This is a genomic window from Rhodopila sp. (genome assembly GCF_965276935.1).
GTDB lineage: Bacteria > Pseudomonadota > Alphaproteobacteria > Acetobacterales > Acetobacteraceae > Rhodopila.
The window spans coordinates 778,776-795,566 of record NZ_CBDIBS010000004.1 but is presented as its reverse complement, the minus strand read 5'-3'; the positions used below and the strand labels follow the sequence as shown (position 1 = coordinate 795,566).

At 65.9% G+C, this 16,791-nt stretch carries 10 protein-coding genes; 2 read left to right on the top strand and 8 right to left on the bottom strand.

Annotated elements, in window-relative coordinates:
* The first annotated feature begins 8 nt into the window (after nucleotides 1-8).
* On the top strand, nucleotides 9-1,469 hold the full coding sequence (gene xylB / locus ACQY4S_RS19950; protein WP_428486957.1) for a xylulokinase: 1,461 nt from the start codon (nucleotides 9-11) through the stop codon (nucleotides 1,467-1,469).
* 190 nt (nucleotides 1,470-1,659) lie between these two features.
* Here the strand turns inward: xylB and ACQY4S_RS19945 are convergent, their stop codons facing one another.
* The 6 genes from ACQY4S_RS19945 to ACQY4S_RS19920 form a co-directional block, all read right to left on the bottom strand.
* On the bottom strand, nucleotides 1,660-8,598 hold the full coding sequence (locus ACQY4S_RS19945; protein ID WP_428486956.1) for a hypothetical protein: 6,939 nt from the start codon (nucleotides 8,596-8,598) through the stop codon (nucleotides 1,660-1,662).
* Between the two features lie 673 nt (nucleotides 8,599-9,271).
* On the bottom strand, nucleotides 9,272-10,594 hold the full coding sequence (locus tag ACQY4S_RS19940; protein ID WP_428488460.1) for a TadE/TadG family type IV pilus assembly protein: 1,323 nt from the start codon (nucleotides 10,592-10,594) through the stop codon (nucleotides 9,272-9,274).
* A complete protein-coding gene (locus ACQY4S_RS19935) occupies nucleotides 10,594-11,253 on the bottom strand; it encodes a TadE/TadG family type IV pilus assembly protein (RefSeq protein WP_428486955.1) in 660 nt (219 codons plus the stop codon). The genes ACQY4S_RS19940 and ACQY4S_RS19935 overlap by 1 nt, the downstream gene beginning before the upstream one ends.
* 1 nt (nucleotide 11,254) lies before the next feature.
* On the bottom strand, nucleotides 11,255-11,791 hold the full coding sequence (locus ACQY4S_RS19930) for a TadE/TadG family type IV pilus assembly protein (RefSeq protein WP_428486954.1): 537 nt from the start codon (nucleotides 11,789-11,791) through the stop codon (nucleotides 11,255-11,257).
* Between the two features lie 182 nt (nucleotides 11,792-11,973).
* Nucleotides 11,974-12,804 (bottom strand): amidohydrolase family protein, encoded by an 831-nt coding sequence (locus ACQY4S_RS19925; protein WP_428486953.1) that lies wholly within the window; start codon nucleotides 12,802-12,804, stop codon nucleotides 11,974-11,976.
* Nucleotides 12,804-14,072 (bottom strand): TCR/Tet family MFS transporter, encoded by a 1,269-nt coding sequence (locus tag ACQY4S_RS19920; RefSeq protein ID WP_428486952.1) that lies wholly within the window; start codon nucleotides 14,070-14,072, stop codon nucleotides 12,804-12,806. Before ACQY4S_RS19920 ends, ACQY4S_RS19925 begins: the two co-directional genes overlap by 1 nt.
* Nucleotides 14,073-14,522: 450 nt before the next feature.
* Between ACQY4S_RS19920 and cysK the strand changes: the two genes are divergently transcribed.
* The gene (cysK, locus tag ACQY4S_RS19915) at nucleotides 14,523-15,500 is read left to right on the top strand and encodes a cysteine synthase A (RefSeq protein ID WP_428486951.1); all 978 of its coding nucleotides are present in this window, start codon (nucleotides 14,523-14,525) and stop codon (nucleotides 15,498-15,500) included.
* A 141-nt stretch (nucleotides 15,501-15,641) separates the two neighbouring features.
* On the opposite strand, the gene ACQY4S_RS19910 is transcribed toward cysK, so the two are convergent.
* Nucleotides 15,642-16,568, bottom strand: a complete 927-nt coding sequence (locus ACQY4S_RS19910) for a biotin/lipoyl-binding protein (RefSeq protein ID WP_428486950.1) — start codon at nucleotides 16,566-16,568, stop codon at nucleotides 15,642-15,644.
* Between the two features lie 24 nt (nucleotides 16,569-16,592).
* Nucleotides 16,593-16,787: a DUF1656 domain-containing protein gene (locus tag ACQY4S_RS19905; protein WP_428486949.1), complete on the bottom strand. Its 195-nt coding sequence runs from the start codon at nucleotides 16,785-16,787 to the stop codon at nucleotides 16,593-16,595.
* Nucleotides 16,788-16,791: the final 4 nt, after the last annotated feature.

Here is a 16,791-nt window from a genome sequence, read left to right as displayed (position 1 = left end):
GCCGGCGCATGTTCATCGGGCTCGATTTCGGTACCTCGGCGGTCAAGGCGCTGCTGGTGGATGGGGACCAGCATGTGGTCGGCAGCGCGACCGTCCCGCTGTCGGTGCAGCGCCCGTTGCCTGGGCACAGCGAGCAGGATCCGCATGCCTGGTGGCAGGCAATGCTGGACGCGATCGACGCGCTGGGCCGAGCGGACGCCGGCGCCTTGTCAAGCGTGGAGGGTATCGGGCTGTCCGGGCAGATGCACGGCGCGGTGCTGCTGGACCAAGCTGGTGCTGTGCTGCGTCCGGCGATCCTTTGGAACGATGTCCGGTCGGCTGCCGAAAGCGCGGCGCTGGAGGCGGCGTTTCCGGCGCTGCGCCAGGTGACCGGCAACCTCGCCATGCCCGGCTTCACCGCCCCCAAGCTGATGTGGGTGCGAAAGCACGAGCCGGAGGTGTTCGCCCGGCTGCGCACCGTGCTGCTGCCCAAGGCGTATATCCGCTACCGCCTCACCGGCGAGATGATCGAGGAGATGTCCGACGCATCCGGCACTCTGTGGCTTGATGTCGGCGCGCGCGACTGGTCGGATGCCGCCCTGGCGGCTACCGGGCTGTCTCGCGACTTCATGCCGCGCCTAGTCGAAGGCAATGCCCAGGCTGGCACGCTTCGTCCGGAACTCGCGGCGCGCTGGCACATGACGCGGCGGCCCATCCTGGCCGGCGGGGCAGGGGACAACGCCGCGGGCGCCATCGGGTTGTCGGCGATCCATCCTGGCGACGCCTTCGTCTCCCTCGGTACCTCCGGCGTACTCTTCGCCGTCACCGACAGGTTTCGGCCCTATCCGCAAGCGGCGGTGCATGCGTTCTGCCACGCGTTGCCCGACACGTGGCACCAAATGGGCGTTACCCTGTCGGCGGCGGACTCGCTGACCTGGTGGGCCGGCGTCACCGGACATGACGAAGCGGCGCTGCTGGCGGAGGTTGGCATGCCCGCGGCACCGAGCACAGCGTTGTTCCTGCCGTATCTCGGTGGTGAGCGGACGCCGCATAATGATGGCAAGATCCGCGGCGCCTTCGCCGGGCTGTCGCACGACACCGGCCGTCGCCTTCTGACCCAGGCCGTGCTGGAGGGGGTGGCGTTCTCGCTGCGCGATTGCCTGGACGCGCTGGCTGCCTCCGGCACGCGGATCGGCACGGCTGACGTAATCGGCGGCGGATCCCGCTCCCGCGCCTGGATCGGCATCATCGCGGCGGCCTTGAACCTTCCGCTGCACCGGTTGTCGGCGGGCGAGACCGGCGGCGCGTTTGGCGCAGCTCGGCTGGCGCGCATGGCGGTGACCGGGGAAGCGCCGGAGGCGGTGTGCACCCCGCCCGTGCGCGCGGAGACCATCGTTCCCGATCCCGCCCTGGTGGAGGCCTACGCGTCGCACATCGCGCGGTATCGGGCGCTCAACACGAAGATCGCCGAGGTTGTTCGGGCAGTATGACAGGCGACCCATCGCATATGCAGCAGGCGGAGGGATTTAAATCCACGCACGCATGACGGACCGGGTCTTCCAGCAGTTGATCAACCAGAAGCCCTACTTGATCATCCAAGTGGAACGCCGTCTTGCCGCGCGATAAGTTGCCTGTCACTGCTGCGTCCGCGGCGCTACACAGTCCGTCATTGTCGCCTTATCAGGCATTCCCGTGGAAATAGGTGTAGGTGCTGCCATCCGCTTCGGTGCCGGAGCTTTCCGAGAGCCTGCCATTGGTGAGGTCGGCCTTGGTTAAACCGGCGAATGTCGCGGAGAATGTTGGGCTGCCTGGCGCCGTCGCGTGCAGGGTGAGGCCGGTGTAGCCGCCCGCGCCCTGACCGTCCTCGAAGTCGAACGTGAAGCTGGTCGGCGTCACGCCGAACATCGTCAAGGCATCGCCCGCGTGGAAGTTGACGACGGTGCTCCAGATATCCGCCGTGGCACCGCGACCATCCACGAAGAATGTATCGGATCCGGTGCCGCCGGTCAGGAAGTTGGACCCGCCGCCGCCGTCCAGCACATTGTTGCCGCTGGTGACCGCGAGTGCGTCATCGCCGTTGCCGGAATGCAGGAACCAGTTTGGTGTCGTCACTGTAATGTTCAGGTTGCTGCTCGTGATATTGACGTATTGGTCCTGCAGGCCGGCGACAGGCCCGGTGTAGGCTTGGGCGACCACGGGGATCGCCTGGTTACTGGAGGTACTGAAGGCGGAAATGCTGCTGGGCTCGATAGCCAAGGTGCCGGCCAGGGCAGTCGCCGCGCCGGTCAAATTGGCCATGTTGCCCGCGGCGTCGCTGACGGTTGCGCCATTCAGGTTGGCAGCGGTCACCGCCAGCGCCGGAACCGTCTGGCCGGCTGCGGTGATATAGTCGAACACTAGTGCGTTGGTACTTGAACCGGACGCATAGGTTGCCGTCCCGCCGTCGTTCAGTGTCAGCGTCGGCATTCCGCCCGTGGCATCGACATTGACCGCCTTGCTAAAGTCCACGGTCAGGGCGACCACCGCGCCGACACCGAGGACGCCAGCGGCGGGTGAAGCCGTCACCGCGGTGACCGTGGGTGGCGTGGTGTCGATCCGCGGCGCGCCGGCCGGAACACCGACCAATCCGGCCAGATAGGCCGGGTTGCCGGCGCCAGATGTGATCGTCCCTCCGGCCAGGTCATTGCCGGTTACTCCGAGTTGCGGCGTATTGTCGCTGGGCCCCACGATGTAGCTGAACACGAGAGCATCGGTGCCCGAGCCGGATTGATAGCGGGCCGTTCCGCCGTCGTTCAGCGTCAGGGTCGGCGTGCCGCCAGTGGTGTCGACCGTCACCGGATCGCTGAACGTGGCCGTCAGCAGGACCACCTGGCCGGCGCCAAGGTCCGCCGAGGTTGATGATCCCGTCACCGAACTGACCGTCGGCGTGATGGTGTCGATCCGCGGCGCGCTGGTGGGAACGCCTACCGCATTGGTCAGGTCGGCGGCGTTGCCGGCATTGTCCAGGATTGTCGCTTGATTCAGAGCGCTGGCCATCACCGCAAGTTGCGTCGTGTTGTCGCCGGGCGCCACCGTGTAGCGGAACACCAGATCGGAGGTTCCCGAGCCGGACTGATAGTGTGCTGTACCACCATCGTTCAGCGTCAGGGTCGGCATGCCATCGGTGGTGTCGACCGTCACCGGCGTGCTGAAGCTGGCGGTCAACAGGACCACCTGACCGGCGCCAAGGTCTGTCGAGGCCGACGACGCTGCCACTGCGGTCACCATTGGTGCGGTGGTGTCGATCTGCAGCGTGCCTAGCGGACTGACGGCCGCGCCGCTCAGGTCGGCGGCATTGCCGGCGCCATCCAGGATCGTCGCGCTATTCAGGTTGCCGCTGGTCACCGCGAGGTCTGCGACGTTCTGCCCGCCGCCGACGGTGTACCTGAACACCAGCGCGTTGCTGCCCGAGCCGGACAGGTAGCTCGCGGTCCCGCCATCGTTCAGCGTCAGGGTCGGTGTGCCGCCGGTGGTGTCGACCGTCACCGCCGTGCTGAAGCTGGCGGTCAACGTGACGATGCCGCCGGCGCCCAGGTCGGCCGAGCCGGCGACGATGCCGCTGCCTGAGGCGGCCACGCCGGTCACCGTCGGCGCGGTGGTATCGATTTGCAGCGTGCCTGGCGGATTGACGTTGGCGCCGCTCAGGTCGGCGGCGTTGCCGGCACCGTCGAGGATCGTCGCGCCGTTCAGGGCGCTGCCGGTCACCGCGAGGTCCGCGACGTTCTGCCCGCCGGCGACGGTGTGGCTGAACACCAGCGCGTTGCTGCTCGAGCCGGAGACGTAGCTCGCCGTGCCGCCGTCGTTCAAGGTCAGCGTCGGCGTGCCGCCGGCGGTGTTAACCGTCACTGCTGTGCTGAAGCTGGCGGTCAGCAGGACGGTGCTGCCGGCGTCCAGGTCGCCCGAGCCGGCGGTGATGCCGGGGCCCGAGGCGGCCACGCCGGTCACCGTCGGTGTGATGGTGTCGATCTGCAGCGTGCCTGGCGGATTGACGTTGGCACCGCTCAGGTCAGCGGCGTTGCCGGCGCCGTCCAGGATTGTCGCGCTGTTCAGGTTGCTGCCGGTCACCGCCAGGGACGCGGTGTTCTGTCCATTGGCCACGGTGTAGCTGAACACCAGCGCGTTGCTGCCCGAGCCGGACACGTAGCTTGCTGTCCCGCCATCGTTCAAGGTCAGCAATGGCGTACCGCCGGTGGTGTTGACCGTCACGGTCTTGCTGAAGGTAGCGGTCAACGTGACGGTGTTGCCGGCGTCCAGGTCGCCCGAGCCGGCGGTGATGCCGCTGCCCGACGCGGCCACGCTGGTCACCGTCGGGGCGGTGGTGTCGATCTGCAGCGTGCCAGGCGGATTGACGTTGGCCCCAGCCAGATTGGCGGCGTTGCCGGCCGTGTCCAGGATCGTTGCGCTGTTCAGGTTGCTGCCAATCACCGCCAAGGCCGTGGTGTTCTGCCCAATGCCGACGGCGTAGCTGAATACCAGCGCATTGCTGCCCGAGCCGGATAGGTAGCTCGCGGTCCCGCCGTCGTTCAGCGTCAGCGTCGGGGTGCCGCCGGCGACCGTCACAGCCTCGCTGAAAGTGGCCGTCAACGTGACGGTGTGGCCGGCGTCCAGGTCGCCTGAGCCGGCGGTGATGCCGCTGCCCGTGGCTGCCACCGCGGTCACCGCCGGCGTCATAGTGTTGATCTGCAGCGTGCCCGGTGGATTAAAGGCCACACCAGTCAGGTCGGCGGCGTTGCCGGCCACATCGGAAATCGTCCCGCCGTGCAAGCCGCTGCCGGTCACCGCCAGATCCGGGGTGTTCTGCCCGCTGACAACGATGTAGCTGAACACCAATGCGCTGGTGCCTGAGCCGGACTGATAGGTTGCTGTCCCGCCGTCGTTCAGCGTCAGGGTGGGCGTGCCGCCGGTAGTGTCGACTGTTACCGCCTTGCTGAGAGTGGTCGTCAACAGAACCGTATTGCCGGCGTTCAGGTCGCCCGTGCCGGCGGTGATGCCGCTGCCCGAGGCTGCCACCCCGGTCACGATCGGTGCGATGGTGTCGATTTGCAGCGTGCCTGGCGGATTGACGGCCGCGCCGCTCAGGTCGGCGGCGTTGCCGGCTGCGTCCAGGATTGTCGCGCTGTTCAGGGCGCTGCTGGTCACCGCCAGGTCCGCGGTGTTCTCCCCGCTGCCGACGGCATAGTCGAACACCAGCGCGCTGCTGCCCGAGCCGGAGACGTAGCTTGCTGTCCCACCGTCGTTCAAGGTCAGCGTTGGTGTGCCGCCGGTGGTGTCGACGATCACGGTCTTGCTGAAGGTGGCCGTCAACGTGACGGTGTGACCGGTGCCCAGATCACCAGTGCCGGCGGTGATGCCGCTGCCCGAGGCTGCCACGCCGGTCACGATCGGTGCGATGGTGTCGATCCGCAGCGTGCCTGGCGGATTGACGGCTGCGCCAGCTAGATTGGCGGCATTGCCGGCGCCATCGAGGATCGTCGCGCTGTTCAGGTTGCTGGCGGTCACCGCCAGGTCCGTGGTGTTCTGCCCGTTGGCGACGGTGTAGCTGAACACCAGCGCGTTGCTGCCCGAGCCGGACAGGTAGCTCGCCGTCCCGCCATCGTTCAGGCTCAGCGTCGGAATGCCGCCGGCGACCGTCACCGCTGTGCTGAAGCTGGCTGTCAGCAGGACTGTGCTGCCGGCGTCCAGATCGCCCGAACCGGCGATAATGCCGCTGCCCGACGCTGTCAGTGTGGTCACCGTCGGCGCGATGGTGTCGATCTGCAGCGTGCCCGGTGGATTGGCGACTGCTCCGGCCAGGAAGGCGGCGTTGCCGGCCGCGTCCAGGATCGTCGCGCCGTTCAGGTTGCTGCTGGTCACCGCCAGGTCGGCGGTGTTCTGCCCGTTGGCGACGGTGTAGCTGAACACCAGCGCGTTGCTGCCCGAGCCGGACTGATAGGTTGCTGTCCCACCGTCGTTCAGGATCAGCGTCGGAATGCCGTCGGCGACCGTCACCGCTGTGCTGAAGTTGGCGGTCAACAGGACGGTGTTACCGACGTCCAGGTCACCGGTGCCGGCGGTGATGCCGCTGCCCAAGGCTGTCAATGCTGTCACCGTCGGGGCGGTGGTGTCGATCTGCAGCGTGCCTGGCGGATTGACGGCTGCGCCGCTTAAATCGGCGGCGTTGCCGGCGCCGTCAAGGATCGTCGCGCTGTTCAGGGCGCTGCCGGTGACTGCCAGGTCCGCGACGTTCTGCCCGCCGGCAACGGTGTAGCTGAACACCAGCGCGCTGCTGCCCGAGCCGGACAGGTAGCTCGCCGTGCCGCCGTCGTTCAGCGTCAGCGTCGGCGTGCCACCGGCGACGGTGACCGCCGTGCTGAAGCTGGCGGTCAACAGGACGGTGTGGCCGGCGTCCAGGTCACCGGTGCCGGCGGTGATGCCGAGGCCCGAGGTTGCCACCGCGGTCACCGTCGGGGCGGTGGTGTCGATCTGCAGCGTGCCTGGCGGATTGACGGCCGCGCCGCTTAAATCGGCGGCGTTGCCGGCGCCGTCAAGGATCGTCGCGCTGTTCAGGGCGCTGCCGGTCACCGCCAGGTCCGCGACGTTCTGCCCGCCGGCGACGGTGTACCTAAACACCAGCGCGCTGCTGCCCGAGCCGGAGACGTAGCTCGCGATCCCGCCGTCGTTCAAGGTCAGCGTCGGCGTGCCGCCGGCGACGGTGACCGCCGTGCTGAAGCTGGCGGTCACCGTGACGATGCTGCCGGCGTCCAGGTCACCCGTGCCGGCGACGATGCCGGGGCCCGAGGCGGCCACGCTGGTCACGGTCGGTGCGGTGGTGTCGATCTGCAGCGTGCCAGGCGGATTGACGTTGGCGCCGCTCAGGTCGGCGGCGTTGCCGGCGCCGTCAAGGATTGTCGCGCTGTTCAGGTTGCTGCCGGTCACCGCCAGGTCCGCGGTGTTCTGTCCGCTGCCGACGGTGTAGCTGAACACCAGCGCGTTGCTGCCCGAGCCGGAGACGTAGCTCGCGATCCCGCCGTCGTTCAAGGTCAGCGTCGGCGTGCCGCCGGCGACGGTGACCGCCGTGCTGAAGCTGGCGGTCAATGTGACGATGCTGCCGGCGCCCAGGTCGGCCGAGCCGGCGACGATGCCGGGGCCCGAGGCGGCCACGGCGGTGATTGTCGGGGCGGTGGTGTCGATCTGCAAGGTGCCTGGCGGATTGACGATCGCGCCGGTCAGGTCGGCGGCATTGCCGGCGCCGTCGAGGATTGTCGCGCTGTTCAGGGCGCTGCCGGTCACCGCGAGGTCCGCGACGTTCTGCCCGCCGGCGACGGTGTGGCTAAACACCAGCGCGCCGGTGCCCGAGCCGGAGACGTAGCTCGCCGTGCCGCCGTCGTTCAGTGTCAGCGTCGGCGTGCCGCCGGAGGTATTAACCGTCACTGCTGTGCTGAAGCTGGCGGTCAGCAGGATGGTGTGACCGGCGTCTAGGTCACCGGTGCCGGCGGTGATGCCGGGGCCCGAGGCTGCCACCGCGGTTACCGTCGGTGTGATGGTGTCGATCTGCAGCGTGCCTGGCGGATTGACGTTGGCACCGCTCAGGTCAGCGGCGTTGCCGGCGCCGTCCAGGATTGTCGCGCTGTTCAGGTTGCTGCCGGTCACCGCCAGGGACGCGGTGTTCTGTCCATTGGCCACGGTGTAGCTGAACACCAGCGCGTTGCTGCCCGAGCCGGACACGTAGCTTGCTGTCCCGCCATCGTTCAAGGTCAGCGTCGGTGTGCCGCCGGTGGTGTCGACCGTCGCCGCCTCGCTGAGGTTGACCGTCAATAGGACGGTGTTGCCGGCGTTCAGGTCGCCCGAGCCGGCGGTGATGCCGCTGCCCGACGCGGCTACCCCGGTCACCGTCGGGACAACGCCATTGACCACCAGCCCACTCGGAATCCCGCCGTTCGCACCGGACAGGTCGGCTGGGTTGCCAATGGCGTCCAGGATCGTTCCACCGTTCAGGGCGTTATTGATTACCTGGAGGTTGGAGGCGGTGTCACCTTCGGCCACCGTGTAGCTGAACACCAATGCAGTGCCGCCCGAGCCGGACATGTAGCTCGCTGACCTGCCGTCGTTCAACGTCAGGCTTGGTACGCCGCCGCCGGTATCGACTGTGGCCGCCTCGCTAAGCGTGACTGTCAGAGTGACCGTCTGGCCCGCGAGCACGTCCGGTCCGGTTTTATTCGAAGTGGTAGTTAGCCCGGTTACTGTCGGGGCAACGCCGTCGACCGACAGCCCGCTCGCAAGCGCATTGGTCGCCCCGGAGAGGTCGGCGGCGGCGAGGCTGGCGTCTTGGATCGTCCCGCCGTTCAGGGCGTCGCCGGTCACCTGGAGGTTCGGCGTGTAATCACCTTGTGCCACCGTGTAGCTGTACACCAGCGCGCTGCTGCCGGAGCCGGAGACGTAGCTTGCTGTCTCGCCGTCGTTCAGCGACAGGGTCGGTGTGCCGCCGGTGGTGTCGACCGTCACCGCTTCGTTGAGGTTCACCGTCAGGGTGACAATCTGGTTTTCGAGAACGGGCGGTGTGGATGAAGCGGCGGTGACAGTGCTTACGGTCGGGGTCGGCATGAAGTTCACCTATGGAATTCAATCGGGAAGCCGGGTACGGTCGTCAGCCAGGGCGAGCCGCCGATGAGGAGACGGGTGATCCGGACGAGGCGGAAACATGCGTCGGCGGCGCTGATATCGTGGAAATGGTTAACAAATGGTTAACGCCGCAGTGCGAAACAGTACAGGCGTATGCGCGCATGCCCGGCTGGTGCCGCCATCGAGACAAGCGGACTGCGAGCGTTATAGGTGCTGTCGCGAAACCTGTGTGCAAGACAGCCTCGTGTCCACGCTAGCTCCCCGAGAGCTTTGGTCTGCCCGTGCAATCGGGGCAGCCGCGGGACTTGCGCGGCACGGACGGACCCTCCACGGCTCTGCTAGCAGCGGAAATCGATTGCCCGGGAAAAATGCAATTGTACTGAAATCTTGGGCATGCGGTATCTCCGACCTGCTCCGCGCACCGACTTTGTCCACCACCATTCGAGCATGCCTGTCGGCTGACAACAGGCCGCGGACAGATGCCACCCAGGCGGCGACTTGGGGCTGGAGGCGCGGGACCGGGCTTCATCCCGCCCGCCACGATAGACAGTCCCAGGCCGCTCGGCCATGCTGGATAGGCGGATCACGCTGTGCTGCCCGATTGTCGTCACCACTTGGAGACTGCGCCGCCAGGATCCTCGGACCCGCCCTTTACTTAGTGAGGTTTTGGGGCCGGCTTAGCCGTATCGGGTCCTTTGATCAGATGGCTCGTCGCCTGTATCACAAGCTGCAGCATGGCCTGCAATTGCGTATTAATATCGGCGGCATCGTTCGCGACGAAGTAATAACTTGGAGACGAGGCACAAGCCTGCAGGTTCGGCACGATCTGGCTCGCTTCGGGATCGACGTGCTGCATGTAGTAGCTGTTGCTCGGGATCGGCGTGTACGGCGTGTAGAGTACCAATATGCTGACGCCCTGTGTCTTCAATGCGGCACAATCCGCCGGATTGAACGCGCCGAGTTGTCGCTGTCCGTTGATGTACTGATCGTAGACGCCGTCGCTCACCAGGAACAGGAACCGCTGCGCCGCCTGCGCGCCCTGTTGTTGCGGCAGCGATGCATCTATCGCGGTCAGTTGCGCCATGGCATTCGAGAAGTAGGTGTCGGGGCATGTTACATCGTCGGCACAGAAATTGACCCTAGGCGCGATGGTGGTGAGCGAGGCTGATGCGCCCGCGACATCCTGGCTGAGCGGATAGATCGGGTTGAAACCCTGGTTGAAGGTGTAAAGTCCAAGCTGGTAGTAATTGTTCGCATCGAGGCCGGTCAGCGTGTTGATCAGGTTGGCGACCGCCGCCTGCAGCACCGTGATGCGAAGCTGGATGCCTTGTTTCACCGCCAGCGTGTAGTAGTCCACGCCGGTCGCGGTCCAGTGGCAGGCGAAGGTGCAGGTCGTGCTGACATTGCCCGGCACCGGCTCGCCCTTCGGCGCCTTGAAATGCGCCGCCAGCGCCTCCATGGCGGCAACCGCCTCCGGCGTTGCGGCAAGCGTCATCGAGGATGACACGTCCATCAGAATCTGGATATCGGCGAACGGATTGAGCGACAGGCTCGCGTTCGATTCACCGCCGATCGGCAGCACGGTGATCCCCAGTATTCGCCCGAAGGTCGTCGGCGTCGCCGCGGTGTAGGTAACGCTGGCGTTGAACAGGCCGCCGTTCTGTGTCACCACGACAGCCGGCGGATTGGTCACAACGTGTGTCTGACTGGCGCTCTGTGCCATGAATCGCCCCTGGCCAGCGGCAATCCCGACCTGCACGGCGTCAGTCTGGCCCGCCTTCCAGGCATTCGAGGCGGCGGTAGCCCCAAGCAATGCCGCTGAGTCGGCCGCCAGGTCAAGCTTCTGTTTGACCAGGCTTGCCTGGCCAAAGTCGACTGCAAGTGCAACCATACCGATCAGTGGAACGGCGGCCAATGCCGTAAGAAGAAGAATATTGCCGGCGCGCCCCAATCGGCGCCGGATGCGAAACGGCTGCATCATGAAGGCGACTCGCAATTGACGCTGACGCCGGCGCCACTGGTGTCCGAAAGCGCGATGCCGTTGTCGATCCTCGGCGAGAGATAAGCGGACTGCATCATCGGAATATTACCGATCAGAAAGCCGAAGAAGGTGGGTTGATAGGTATAGGCGATGTCGGCGACCAGCACCGCCGTCGGCCCGAAGTTGCCGACCGGCAGCGTTGCATAAGACGTTGCGTTCTCGTTCGGCACGCTCTGCAGCTTGCCGCAGGCGCGCAGGGTCGGCGTGCCAAGCTCGTTGGCGACGCTCCACACGACATTGGCGGTGTAGGAGCAGCCTTCCGTGCAGCCGGCCTGGGTCGGGGTGAAGGCAACCGCGGACAAGGTTATCGCGAACGTCTTGCTGGCGGTGCGCCCGGTCCAGCCGGGAAACAGCGCGAATGGGGCGGTTGTCGCCTGCCACGCCTGTGCCCCGGTCAGCATGTTCAACGCCTGTGTCTGGGCCGCCGCGGTGGTGCCGATCTCGACGACCGAGCCAGCCACGGCCTCCATCCGTCGCGCGGTGATCAACGCGCCGGACAGGTCGATGGTGCCAAGCAACAACACCAGCAGGATGGGCGACAGCAGCGCGAATTCCAAGCCCGCTACACCGCCGCGGGTGCGTCGGATACGAATCATGTCAGCAGCCATTCGCCTGAACGACGGCGACGCCGGTCGGGTTCTCGTTGGCGAAGGCGGCATTGGCGATGATCGCGCCACCGCCAGCCGTGTTGCCAAGCAGCGTCCCGGCGATCGAGGGTAAGAGGTAGATGACGTGTGCGTACATGAGCTGCCCGGGCGTGCCGGGGCAAAACACGAATCCGGTGGTCGACGTGCTGTTTGGCGCATCCGTTGGCGAGTTGGTCACTTGCTCGTAATCGGTCACCGGCCGCAGGTCGACATACAGATTGGTGCAGCTTTGAAATTGTCCAAACGCGGGACAGAGCACCTTGTTGACGAAGTCGGCCTCTGTGTAGTTCGGCGCGATCTGACCAAGCTGCACCTGGCGAACAGCCGCCTGCGTCGCATACTCAAGCGCCTGCTGAACGTAGTAATGCAGGCCGGCACCCATGATCGACAGAAGGAAGATGGTGAAGGGCGCGCAGACCAGCGCGAATTCGATCGCCGTCGCGGCGCGATGGTCCTTACGTAGGCGTATGCGGGCAAACCGGTGCATGGCCTGATCGTGCGGGCAAACCTTTAAGAACTGCTTAACAGCCTGCGCCAGAACAGCCGGCGGCGCGGATTGTCGACTTTAGTCAAGGGCTCGCACCGAGGGGTACAGGCGTTGCGACGTCCGCGCCTGGCTCATACCGGTATCCAGCCGGGTTATCCGGGGCGCATTGAACCTGACCCGTATCAGAACCCGTAGAGCCTTGACGGATTGTCCACTAAGATCTTCTGCCGCGCTGCCGCGTCCGGCACCCAGTCGAAGAACTGGTCCAGCAGCACCCCGGCCTCCGGCACCGGGTTCATCTGCGCGTGCGGCCAGTCGGACCCCCACACGCAGCGGTCCGGCGCGGCGGCGACCAGCGCCTTGACATTGGCCGCCATGTCGGCAAACGGCGGACCGGCGGACGAGGCCCGATACGAACACACCTTTATCCACGACCGGCCGCTGTCCAGCAGCCGCAGCAGCGCCTGGAACTGCGGATGATCGGTTCCCAGCGCCGCCTTCACGCCGCCGCAATGGTCGATCACCACCGCCACCGGCAGTTTCGCCAGCATTGGCCCGATCTCCCGCATCTTTGGTCCATCGGCATAGATCTGGATGTGCCATCCCAATGGCGCCACGCGCCGAACCAGCGCCTGCAACTGGTCCTCCGGCGTGCCGTTGCCGGAGACCATGTTGAACCGCACGCCGCGGATGCCTTGCTCGTGCAGCCGTCGCAGCGCCGCATCATCGAAGCTGTCGTCGATCACCGCCACGCCACGGGCGCGATGCAACCCGAACTGGGCGATTGCGTCCAGGGTCACCGCGTTGTCGGTGCCGTAGATGCTGGCCTGCACCACCACCATGCGCTGGATGCCGAGCGTCGCCGCCAATGCCAGGTAGCGTGGCAGCAGGGCCTCGGGCGGCGTGTAGTGCCGGCCGGGGCTCATGGGATACCGGTCGAATGGGCCGAAAATGTGGAAGTGACAGTCGGTGCTCAGCGCCGGGGCCCTCTGCCTCGGGGCACGCATGTCCATCAGGTTCCTCCTGCTTCTTCGGGTCGCGCGACGAGTGTAGCGGCCGCCTCGGCCCGCGCCAGTGCCGGCGGCGGCCGCACCCCCGCCACCGCCCAGATCGACACGCCGTAGGCCAGGGCGGAGGCGACGAACGGCGCACCCGGCAACAGGATCGGCGCGGCCGGCCCGGTGAAGTGGGAAAAAACCCAGCCGGCAACGATCGGAGAAACAATCGCCGTCAGCCCCTGCACCGACGACAGCGCGCCCTGAGTCTCCCCCTGGCGGTCCGCGGGTACGGCGGCCGAGACTATCCCCTGCACCGCCGGATTGCTGATCGCGCCGGCGGATTGCACCATGATGCCCAGCAGCACGACCCAGCCGAACGGCGCGAACGCAATCAGCAGGTAAGCACAGAACGCCAGCGCGCTGCCGATCAGCGCCGACCGCCGCTCCCCCAGGCGTGGCACGATGCGGTGCACCAGCAGCCCCTGCACCACCGCCGACCCCAGGCCGGCGAGCGCCAAGGCCAGGCCATTGTGGCGGGTATCCCAGCCGAAGCGAAGCTGGTTGGCCAGCACGAAGGTGGTCTGCAGCGCGCCGAGGGCGAACCACATGCAACCCCAGGATACTGCAAGGCGCCAGAGGTTGCCGTCAGCCGTCACCACCCGCAGCGAGCCGAGCGGATTTGCGTGCCCCCAGTTGATCTTGCGGCGCCGCTCGACCGGCAGGCTCTCCGGCAGCACGAACAGGCCATACAGCACATTGCAGCCGGCGAGGGCCGTTGCGATCATGAAGGGCAGGCGCAGGCCATAGGCGCCCAGCACCCCGCCCAGCGCCGGACCCAGTATGAAGCCAATGCCGAACATGGCGCCGATCAGCCCGAAGCGGCTGGAACGCAGTTTCGGCGGCGTCACGTCGGCGATATAGGCGGTGGCGGTGGAGGCGTTGGCGGCCGTCGCACCCGCGATCAGCCGGCCGATGAACAGCCAGACCAACGATGGCGCCCACGCCAGCAGCAAGTAATTGACGCAGATCCCGGTCAGCGACAGCAGCAGCACCGGCCGACGGCCGAACCGGTCGCTTAGCGCACCCAGCAGCGGCGCGCAGGCGAACTGCATCACTGCGAAGCCGGTCAGCAGCGCGCCAACCCAAATCGAGGCGCCGGACGCGGTCAGCCCCGACAGATGCAGCACCAGCTCCGGCACGATCGGCACCACCAGGCCGAAGCCCAGCGCGTCGATTACCAGGGTCGCCAGGATGAAGCGGACCGAGGCCGTCCGTCGGGCCACGCCGACTAGGCTCATGGCTTGGCGCACCAAGCAAAATGTCCTATTTCATCATAGCCGGCGGTGGCGAGATCCCGCAAGTCAACGGGTACGGCCGCGGCCGGCGGCGACGCAGGTTCGTAAGGCGGAGCATTGAAAAGGTAGGCGATTAGGGTTTGCATGTCGGCACCATGTGCATGCGCCACGGGAATTGCCAATCAGCCAACAGCGGTTTGTTTCACGAACCGTGATGCCAACAAAGCTTTTGCAGTGCATCGCCGGGACGATCCGCTCGTAACGCATGGTGTGGCATGGGCGTGCGCGATAAGCGCAGCCAAGACAACGGGAAGTTCCTGTCGTTTCCGCCGCAGCCTTGCCATGATACAAGAATCTTGTCTTTGATGGCCATCATCCGTCGCCGCACCATGCGCTCGGCGACGCCGTGCCACCCGGCAAAGAAAAGGAACACGCGCCATGGGAACCGGAAACAAGCCACTCGTCTTTGATCGCCCCTTGCGCGGTCGGATCTATGACAGCATCGCCGAGACGATCGGCAACACGCCATTGGTGCGCATCCCAAAAATCCTGGCCGAGGAAGGCATCACCGCTGACATCGTCCTGAAGCTGGAGTTCTTCAACCCGGTCGCCAGCGTGAAGGACCGCATCGGCGTAAACCTGATCCTGGCGCTGGAGGCCGAGGGTAAGCTGCAACCAGGCGGGACGATCATCGAGCCGACCTCCGGCAACACCGGCATCGGCCTAGCGTTCGTCGCCGCCGCGCGCGGCTACCGGCTGATCCTGACCATGCCGGAATCGGTATCGATGGAACGCCGCAAGATGCTGGCCTACCTGGGTGCGGAACTGGAGCTGACGCCGCGGGAGAAAGGAATGAACGGGGCGGTGGCCCGCGCCAATGCGCTGCTGGCGGACCATCCCGGCGCGGTGACCGCAAACCAGTTCGGCAGCCCGGCCAACCCGGAAATCCACGCCAGGACCACGGCCGAGGAGATCTGGTACGACACCGCCGGCGAGGTGGACGCGATCGTGGCCGGCGTCGGCACCGGCGGAACCATCACCGGTCTGGCGCACGCGCTGCGGCCGCGGCGGCCTGGGCTGAAGTTCTTCGCGGTGGAACCGGACGCCAGTCCCATCCTGTCCGGCGGCAAGCCCGGACCGCATCCGATCCAGGGCATCGGCGCCGGCTTTGTGCCGGAGGTACTAGACACCGAGGCCTACGACGAGGTCATCCAGGTGTCAAACGAGGAGACCCTGGCCTGGTCTCGCAAGCTGGCCAGAACCGAAGGCATTCCCGGCGGTATCTCATCCGGTGCGGCGCTGGCGGCGGCACTGACCGTCGGCAAGCGGCCGGAGTATGCTGGCAAGCGGATCGTGGTGATCATCCCGTCGTTTGCCGAACGCTATATTACCACGACACTGTTTGAGGGACTGTGAGATCAGTCGGCGTAAGGTCTGACCGGATGAAGGCTGAGGCCGCACCGCAGTCCTGGCAATCGTTCTCAGCCAACAGGTAGCGCATCCGATAGACCCGGCGCCGCCGCTGGGCCGCGAGCGACACCTGGGCAACAGCGGCCTTCAGCCGGCGACCATGGTGAGCAGCCGCGAGATCAGGCCATGGTTGGAGTGCGGATTGCTCTGCGGCCCTACGGTGATTGTCGCGGTCAGGCCGGCGGCAAGCAGGACCGTGTCCGGGACGTAGTCGATGTGGATGCGTATTGGAACCCGCTGCGCCAGTCGCACCCACGTGAAGACCGGGTCGACCGATGCGAGACCAAGCGACCCCGGTGCCGTGTTGGGTGTATTGATGCCATGCGCGATGCTTTCGACATGGCCACGAATAGCATCTCGATAGCCCATCAGGGCCACGTAGGCCGGATCACCGACATGAATGCCAGCGATCTTGGTCTCCTCGAAATAGCCGACGACCCAGAAACTGTCGCTGTCCAGAAGTGAAAGGTTGCGCGTGCCCGCGGTCGCGTAATCACCCACCCGCAATTGAAGGTTCGTGACATAACCATTCACCTCGGAATGCACTGTCGTGCGCTCCAGATTGATCTTCGCCTGATTGAGCTGCGAAACAGCCGCGGCATAACTGGCGACCGCGGCATTGGCATTGCTCGTGTAGGTCTGCTTCTCTTCCTCCGAAGTGGTCAGTGTGGTGAGATGATCCCGTCGCGTGGCCTGCGCCTGACTGTTCTGCAGGGCGGTCAATTTGCCCTGGACATTCGCCTCCGCATTGGCGACAGCGACCTGGTAGTCCACTGGGTCGATCTGGTACAGCACGTCGTCCTTGTGAACCGACTGGTTGTCCGCGACGTTCAGCTTGACGACCCGACCGGAGACCTCGGGTGCCATGTCGACAACGTAGGCGAGAACCTGTCCGTCTCGCGTCCACGGGCCGGTGAGATAATGGTTCCAGATCGCCACGCCGGCGAGCACGGCGACGGCCAGGATCGTGAACGTCAGGATGAAGCGGAACACATAATTTGGTCTCCGAAACATCCGCCTCGCTTCCCTATGCTTGCGTTACAACCACAGAACCAGCGCGCCCAGGATGCTGACATAGATCCCTGCCTCCGTCAGCGCGGCGTTCCAGACCCAACGAAACGCCCGCAGACGGATGAGTACAAACCGGATCGGAAGATAGATCAGGGCGGCAGCCACCATATAAACAATAAGCGGCGATATAAAGATGCCGAACAGGTTGGTCTCCCGCCACATCGCG

Bases quoted from the DNA above. Each gene is read 5' to 3' on its own strand.
- xylB (WP_428486957.1), top strand. From the start codon at position 9: ATGTTCATCGGGCTCGATTTCGGTACCTCGGCGGTCAAGGCGCTGCTG.
- ACQY4S_RS19945 (WP_428486956.1), bottom strand. From the start codon at position 8,598: ATGCCGACCCCGACCGTAAGCACTGTCACCGCCGCTTCATCCACACCG.
- ACQY4S_RS19940 (WP_428488460.1), bottom strand. From the start codon at position 10,594: ATGCAGCCGTTTCGCATCCGGCGCCGATTGGGGCGCGCCGGCAATATT.
- ACQY4S_RS19935 (WP_428486955.1), bottom strand. From the start codon at position 11,253: ATGATTCGTATCCGACGCACCCGCGGCGGTGTAGCGGGCTTGGAATTC.
- ACQY4S_RS19930 (WP_428486954.1), bottom strand. From the start codon at position 11,791: ATGCACCGGTTTGCCCGCATACGCCTACGTAAGGACCATCGCGCCGCG.
- ACQY4S_RS19925 (WP_428486953.1), bottom strand. From the start codon at position 12,804: ATGGACATGCGTGCCCCGAGGCAGAGGGCCCCGGCGCTGAGCACCGAC.
- cysK (WP_428486951.1), top strand. From the start codon at position 14,523: ATGGGAACCGGAAACAAGCCACTCGTCTTTGATCGCCCCTTGCGCGGT.
- ACQY4S_RS19910 (WP_428486950.1), bottom strand. From the start codon at position 16,568: ATGTTTCGGAGACCAAATTATGTGTTCCGCTTCATCCTGACGTTCACG.
- ACQY4S_RS19905 (WP_428486949.1), bottom strand. From the start codon at position 16,787: ATGTGGCGGGAGACCAACCTGTTCGGCATCTTTATATCGCCGCTTATT.